A 5,141-nucleotide genomic window follows, 5' to 3' on the forward strand; every position below is an offset into this window, starting at 1 on the left:
CCCACCTCCCCCGCCGACCGGGCGAACCCGCGGGCACGCGCGCCCCCGAGCCCTGGCGTCACCCGTCACGATAGAAGCCGGCAAGGGCCGCACAGGGACCTGACAGTCTCGATCATCACCGGTGCGGGCGGTACGTTCCGCTCCAGCATGGCGGACGCCGCAACGCCGTGTCCCGATCCACCCGGCCCTGCTGGCTGCATCCCGTAACCCAAGCCGTCCCGCCACGCGTGTCCGCCTAATTACGACATCCACCGTAATTCGAAGAGCCGAACTGTTCCGCGTCCAGACCTGTCGTACGATGAATCCGCAACGAATTCTCCTTCTACGAGAAGGACCAGGAAACCGAGACCATGACCACTATTGCTACCGAGGAACGTATCTCCTGGCAGCGCGCGACCATCGAGGAGCACATCCGCCAGGAGAACGCCAAGGATTGGGAGAAGGTCTACGACACCTTCCTGCGCGACGAGCGTGCCTTCTACGACGTCGTCCCGATGAACGCCCGCTACGAAGGCATCCGCGGTGTGCAGGACTTCTACGAAATGCTCGCCCTTGCCCTACCGGACTTCGTCATCACTGTTACCGGAGAATACGACCTCCCCGGTTGCTCCTGGCGAGAGGTGACCCTGGTAGGGACACATCAGGGCGAGTTCGCCGGCATTGCCCCTCGGGGTCGTCCGGTTCGTTTCGAAGGCGTTGTGCTCTACATCTTCAGCGGCCAGGAACCGGGCAAAATCATTGCCGAGCGCGCGTACTGGGACAACGACTCGATCTTCCGTCAGATGAAGGGGGAGACCGACGCTCCGCGCGGCGGCGTGGGCCTGACCGACCGCAAACCCATCCGAGCGGCCATCGCCTGACCCAAAACCCGCGGTCAGGGCACGCCCCCGTCGCGAGCGCCGCCACACCTCTCCCTGAACCCGGTCCCTCAAACGCGACACCCCTCCCTAAAACCGGCAGCACCCCCGCCAGGATGCCGCCCAACCAGGCAAAACGGCGGCGTTCAGGGCACCGGGGGCGGCTCAGGGGCCGGATGCAGCTCCGTGCGCAGCTCGTGGCTGCCGTCCGGCCGGGAGGCCTCGTAGTACAGCCGCCGGCCGCCGTCCGGGAGCTCGACCACGCTGACGTAGCGCAGGGCGCCGTCCCCGTCCGGACAGACCGCGACCGGCTCGGTGCCGACCGCGTGGAACCGGTCGACGGTCACCCCGACGGCGAGACCGGTGCGTTCCGCCCAGTTCTCCGCCGCGGTGGCCCGACCGTCGTACAGGGCGACCGGCTGGGAGCCGCCCGTGAGCACGGAACTGATCCGCACGCCGCGGGCGTCCCAGCAGCCGGGGCGGGGCGCCAGCGCCGTTCCAGTCCAGGTCCAGGTCACGCCGTCCGGGCTCGTGGCGTGGCGGCTGTCCATCCGGTCCGTCGCCAGCGGGTCGTCGAGCAGGTGGCAGGAGGCCCACAGATGCCACTGCCCGTCGTAATGGACCACGACCGGGTCCTTGACGGCGAGGCTGGCCGGATCGCCGGGCAGGACGGCACGGCGGCGGGCCGGGTCGAACGCCGCGGGGTCGTCGGCCTCCAGCAGGTCCACCCACCAGTGCGGGCTGCCCGCAGCCGCGCAGCTCACATAGAGCCGCCATGATCCCTGCGGGGTCACCACCAGAGCGGGCCGCTCCAGGCTCTCGGCGCCGAACGGGTCCCGGGGCACGACGGCGATCTCGGTGAAGTTCTCCCCGTCGGTGGAGCGGGCGATGACGACGCCGAAGCCCCGGCCGATCCCGACGGGACGGCGCAGCCGATAGGCCAGGTAGAATGCGCCGCCCACCGCGATGGCGCACGGCGCGCCGGCCCAGTACCCCGGGCCATCACCGGGCGGCGCGACCACGGTCACGGCAGGCCTCAGCCCGGGGAGCGGTACGGCCGTCGCCGCCAAGTGCTGTTTGCTCACTACCACGCGGCAACCCTACCGGCCGGGTAAGGATGACGAACGTTCCGTTCACGCCGTCCTGCCCTGACCGCTACCATCTTGAGGTCCCCGGTCGGATTACTGGAGTATGCGAGGTACGTACCCCGGGGCCGCCCACCGACCCCAGCCGTCCAGGAGCGCCCGTCATATGGCCCTTCCCGACTTCCTCGTGATCGGCGTGCCGAAAGCCGGAACGACGGCGCTGCACGCGGCACTCGTCCGGCACTCGGCGCTGTTCCTCCCGTCGGTGAAGGAGCCGAAGTTCTTCCTGTCGCAGGGGCCGCCGCCGGCCCGGGGCGGCCCCGGTGACGCCCAGACGTACCAGGAGCACGTGTGGCGGCGGGCCGACTACGAAGCGCTGTTCGATGCCGCTCCGGCGGGGACGCTCAAGGGCGAGGTCACTCCGTTCTACCTCTACGACCTGGACGCCCAGAACCGGATCAGGCGGCTCCTGCCGAAGGCGCGGATCATCGTCATGCTGCGCAACCCGGTCGACCGCGCACACTCGAACTGGACCCATCTGTGGGCGGCGGGGCTGGAGTCGGAACGTGACTTCGTCCGGGCCTGTGCTCTGGAGCGTGAGCGCCGGGACGCCGGCTGGGCCCAGTTCTGGCACTACGTCTCCCTCGGCCTGTACGGGGAGCAGCTCAGCCATCTGTTCACCCTGTGCTCCCGCGACCAGGTCCTGCTGCTGCGCTACCGGGACCTGCGCGACTCCCCCGCCGCCACGCTGGACCGGGTCTGCGAGTTCCTCGGCGTCGAGACGGGTCTGGTGGACCTGGTGCCCGCCGAGAACGTCACGCCGTTCGTCGCGGACACCCCCGTGAACAGCGTGCTGCGCGCGGCGCTGCGCACCGGTGGGCGGATCGGGCACCACTTCCCGGTTCACGTGCGCAGGACCTTCCGCGGTCCGCTGCTCACCGCGTTGCAGCGGCAGAAGGGCGGACGCCCGAAGCTCACCGCCGAGCAGCACCGCGCCGTGCTGCCGTACTTCGTCGACGACATCGCCCGCCTCGAGGAGATCACCGGCCTGTCCTACGCCGACTGGCTCACCGTGGGCCTCGAACCCGAGATCATCGACTGACAGGGCCGGCGACCGGCGGGGCCGGCCGAGGTCAGCCGAGTGATCGTGGGTCGGCGGGCACGTCGACGGCGTGGGCGCGCAGCGCCTCCAGCGGGATGACCTCCAAGGCGCGTTCGTGCGTCGAGGCCAGCACGACGGGCGCGGCAGCCCCCGCCTCGTAGGCCTGCAGCCACCGTACCGCGACCACGCACCAGCGGTCACCCGGGCGCAGGCCGGGGAAGGAGTACTCGGGTCGGGGCGTCGACAGGTCGTTGCCGACCTGCCGCTGGTGCCGTAGGAACTCGGTGGTGACCACCGCGCACACGGTATGGCTACCGAGATCCTCCGGACCGGTGCTGCAGCACCCGTCGCGGTAGAAGCCGGTCACCGGATCGGTGCCGCAGGGCTCCAGTTCCCCACCGAGAACGTTCCGTTCATCTGCCACATCGACAGTTTCTCCCACTCGTCCGGTGGCGACACGGCAACCACCCGGATCGGGCCCGCGAGGTCGCTCACCGCAGTTGTGCGGGCAGCACGTCGGCGTGCACGACGGTGAGGGCGCTCACGGCGCGGGTGAGGACGACATAGAGCCGGCGCAACCCCTGCAACAGCCGCGCCTCACCCGCCACGATCGCGGCGGGTTCCACCACGATGACATGGTCGAACTCCAGTCCCTTGGCGAGCGAGGCGGGCACGAGGCAGGCCCGCCCGGGTGGGGTGTCCCCGTCGAGCGGGACGATCGGCATCGGCAGCCGCGCGGCGTCCAGCGCCGCCGCGAGTGCCGCCACCTCCCGGTCGGCGACGATGATCGCCAGCGAGCCGGGGTGCGGCAGGGTCCGGCGGGTGTAGTCGACCACCGCGGCGGTGAGCCCCTGCGGGGTGGTCGGGGCCGTCGTCAGCGCGCCACGCGTGGTCCGCGCCGAGGTCGCCGGACGCAGATCCGGGGCGATGTGGCGCAGGAGCCGGTTCGCGAAGTCGAGGATCTCCGCGGGCACCCGGTAACCGCGGGTCAGCACCTCCAGGTGCGCCGTGGGTTTGCCGAGATGGGCCAGCAACGTCGGCCACGAGGTCGCGGCTCAGCCGGTGGTGCCCTGGGCGATGTCCCCGAGGACGGTGGCGGAGCCGTCCGCGCAGCGGCGGCCGAGCGCGCGGCACTGCATCGCGGAGAGGTCCTGCGCCTCGTCAATGATCACGTGCCCGAAGCCCGGTCCGCTCTCGATGCGGTCCCGGGCCTCATCGACGCAGAACGCGTCGGCGAGCGACCAGCGCGCCGTCCGAACCCCGCCCCGCGGTGCGCCGGTCAGCAGCAGGCGCTGTTCGTCGTCGGTGAGCACCCCGTCGGCCGCCGACGCCAGGAACGCCGGGTCGGTGAGCAGGCGGTGCACCAGGCCCGGCGCGTCGGCCCGCGGCCAGACCGCCTCGACGGCCTCGCTGACGGCCCGGCCGCGGGCGAGGGTGCGCAGCGCCCCGTCGGTGAAGAAGTGTCCGCTCGCCTCGGCCCGGCGACGGACAGACTCGGCGATCCGGCCGGCCAGGCGTGCCCGGGCGGTGCCGTAGCGCAACGCGCCCGCGCCCAGCTGCGCGATCAGGTCGGCGGCCAGGTCCACGAACTCGTCGGCGCCGACCGTCCACCGGCCGACCCGGGTGTCCACGGAGACCGGCCGGGTGGGCGGGCGGATCGCCCCGTGCAACGCCCGACGGATCACCGTCGCCATCCGGGCGTCGCCCTTGAGCGCGGCCACGTCGTCGGGGTCCGTGCCGCGCACGGCGACCGCGCCCACCACGTCGTCGAGGGTGCTGTGCCGCACCGTGAACTCCCCGAGGGAGGGCAGCACCGCGGCGATGTAGCCGAGGAAGGCGCGGTTGGGGCCGACGACGAGCACCCCGCAGCGCCGCAGCTGCTCACGGTGGGCGTAGAGCAGATAAGCGGCCCGGTGCAGCCCCACGGCGGTCTTTCCCGTCCCCGGGGCGCCCTGGACGCACACGCTCACGGCGAGATCCGCCCGGACGATCTCGTCCTGCTCGGGTTGGATCGTCGCGATGATGTCGCGCATCGGCCCGGTGCGGGGCCGTTCGATCTCCCGGTCCAGCAGGTCGCCGGCCGGCCCGGTCGCCTCC

Annotated in this window: 6 protein-coding genes; 2 read left to right on the plus strand and 4 right to left on the minus strand. The window is 71.6% G+C overall.

Annotated features, from left to right (window positions below):
- Window positions 1-350: 350 nt before the first annotated feature.
- Window positions 351-860: an ester cyclase gene (locus tag AC08OX_RS14690; protein ID WP_476608337.1), complete on the plus strand. Its 510-nt coding sequence runs from the start codon at window positions 351-353 to the stop codon at window positions 858-860.
- A gap of 143 nt (window positions 861-1,003) precedes the next feature.
- On the opposite strand, the gene AC08OX_RS14695 is transcribed toward AC08OX_RS14690, so the two are convergent.
- Window positions 1,004-1,948: a glycoside hydrolase family protein gene (locus tag AC08OX_RS14695; RefSeq protein ID WP_476608338.1), complete on the minus strand. Its 945-nt coding sequence runs from the start codon at window positions 1,946-1,948 to the stop codon at window positions 1,004-1,006.
- 160 nt (window positions 1,949-2,108) lie between these two features.
- Here AC08OX_RS14695 and AC08OX_RS14700 point away from each other — a divergent pair, with 160 nt between their 5' ends.
- Window positions 2,109-3,044, plus strand: coding sequence for a sulfotransferase family protein (locus AC08OX_RS14700; RefSeq protein ID WP_476608339.1), 936 nt, complete (start codon window positions 2,109-2,111; stop codon window positions 3,042-3,044).
- Between the two features lie 31 nt (window positions 3,045-3,075).
- Here the strand turns inward: AC08OX_RS14700 and AC08OX_RS14705 are convergent, their stop codons facing one another.
- The 3 genes from AC08OX_RS14705 to AC08OX_RS14715 form a co-directional block, all read right to left on the minus strand.
- Window positions 3,076-3,468: a DUF2237 family protein gene (locus AC08OX_RS14705; protein ID WP_011436808.1), complete on the minus strand. Its 393-nt coding sequence runs from the start codon at window positions 3,466-3,468 to the stop codon at window positions 3,076-3,078.
- Between the two features lie 67 nt (window positions 3,469-3,535).
- Window positions 3,536-4,078 (minus strand): hypothetical protein, encoded by a 543-nt coding sequence (locus AC08OX_RS14710; protein ID WP_476608340.1) that lies wholly within the window; start codon window positions 4,076-4,078, stop codon window positions 3,536-3,538.
- Window positions 4,079-4,099: 21 nt separating this feature from the next.
- Window positions 4,100-5,141: helicase domain-containing protein (locus AC08OX_RS14715; RefSeq protein ID WP_476608341.1), on the minus strand; the 1,042-nt coding region annotated here is incomplete at its 5' end.

Source organism: Frankia sp. CoBUL1 (genome assembly GCF_978021245.1).